The organism is Lysobacter sp. 05T417 (assembly GCF_056396405.1).
This window is the reverse complement of the sequence record NZ_JBFTLK010000015.1, coordinates 1-1,816: the sequence shown is the minus strand read 5'-3', so window position 1 is coordinate 1,816 and position 1,816 is coordinate 1. Positions and strand designations below refer to the sequence as shown.

Sequence of the window (1,816 nt, the reverse complement as noted above, 5' to 3'; positions counted from 1 at the left end):
GCTGTGAGCGCATCAGATCGATGCTATCGAAACCCTTGAGCAGGGCAACTGCCCAAAGAGTCGCGACTACCAGCGCAAGGATGTGAGTGCCTTTCATGCTGCGGAACGTGCTCATGCGGCCTAACGCCTGAGTTAAGCCGAGCCGCGAAGCGGCTTCGGCTTGAATGAATTGTTAGGCGCCATTGCTGCGAGGCAGCCTGACTTCTATGGGCTTGCTGAAATAATTGGTAAGGATGGCGGTTGTAAGAAACGCCCCAAGAGAAAATGAAACTCCAAGGGAAATCGTAAGTCCGACAGTAACCACTATTTCTTTACCAAAACTGCGGCGCGCACCCTTCTGCTTGTGGCTGCGAACCACCCACATGACCGATACCAGCCAGAGCACCACAAGAGCAAGAAAGATCGCAAGCTGAGGGACTCGCGACGCGTAAAGCGCGGCCGCGGCGATAGGCGCGAATAGCCAGCCGATGCAGGCAAGCCAGAACCGATGACGTGGCGAAGGCGAAACTATCGTCTCCGATACGACTGCTGCCCCCGGAGCTTGATATGGATTATCGGTTGATGCGGAACTGTCCATGGTGCCTAACGCCAGAGTTAAGCCGCGCCGCGGAGCGGTGTCGGCTTGAATGAATTGTTAGGGCCGCCGTCGGTCACTACAGAGCCGGCCCCACACCGCTGCCAGGATAGCTGCGCAGCCCGCGGCAATTACCCCATACCACCACAGAATCCGCTCTTTGCGGCCAGGTGCGAAGAAATCCGGCATGAGCGTTTGACGGAGGTCCGCCGCGTTCAACTCTGACCAGAACAGCCAATGCAGCACCAACAGCAACCCCACAGCAATAAGTCCAGCGCCGCAAAAAGCTACGGCCCCAACGCTGGCATCGCCGCGGCGGATTGCCCTGGTGCCAGCCACACTCCCAATGACAGCCCCGCACGTAGCTACTGCAACGACCGCTGTAATTCCCATGGCAGACCTAACGCCTGAGTTAAGCCGCACCGCGGAGCGGTGTCGGCTTGAATGAATTGTTAGGTGGCAGCTCACTTGTCTGCAGCATGCCTGGCCTGTTGATAGAAGGCCTCCAGGTCGGCCGATGACATTGAGCTGAGGCTCTTATATGCCGGCTCTGTGGCGAACTTGGAACCTGTGCCTTCTCCGTGAAGCTCGATGCCCCCATTCCCGTCAGGTGTAACGATGAAAACGAACGGTGAAGCAGGATTCGGTGGTGCCGCTACCACAACTACCGAATGGCCATCAGCGCAGCCGTACATCAACCAGTCGTTGCCGCCCAATTGGGCGGTCGTTGGGCCGATGTTGCATTGAAGCGCGGGAGCTTGTGCTGCAGATGCGTTAGCACCTGAGCTGGCCGCGAGCATCGCGATTGCAAGAGCCGAGATCATCTTTCCCTGCCACCTAACGCCTGAATTAAGCCGAGCCGCGAAGCGGCTTCGGCTTGAATGAATTGTTAGGCCGCATCATATGCCACCTGTATATGCGAGCAGGTAGACCGGCAACACTAGAAGTGCTAGCAGGATCAAAATGACGGCGGGCACTTTGATCCGCCGCCAACGAACTGCGAGAGCCCATGCTGAAACGACGAGTGCAAGCAGGGCTGCCGGGAGGTCGACAAAGTAGCGAATATTGCCGGCAGACGGCCACCCGGGAATTTGCTGTGAGCGCATCAGATCGATGCTATCGAAACCCTTGAGCAGGGCAACTGCCCAAAGAGTCGCGACTACCAGCGCAAGGATGTGAGTGCCTTTCATGCTGCGGAACGTGCTCATGCGGCCTAACGCCTGAGTTAAGCCGGTTAAGCCG

General features: G+C 57.7%; 2 protein-coding genes. Both read right to left on the bottom strand.

Annotated elements, in window-relative coordinates; genetic code table 11:
• Nucleotides 1–172: 172 nt before the first annotated feature.
• The gene (locus AC1DER_RS17160) at nt 173–577 is read right to left on the bottom strand and encodes a hypothetical protein (RefSeq protein ID WP_477248564.1); all 405 of its coding nucleotides are present in this window, start codon (nt 575–577) and stop codon (nt 173–175) included.
• A gap of 896 nt (nt 578–1,473) precedes the next feature.
• The coding region (locus AC1DER_RS17155) for a hypothetical protein (RefSeq protein ID WP_477358198.1) at nt 1,474–1,816 on the bottom strand (343 nt) is incomplete at its 5' end.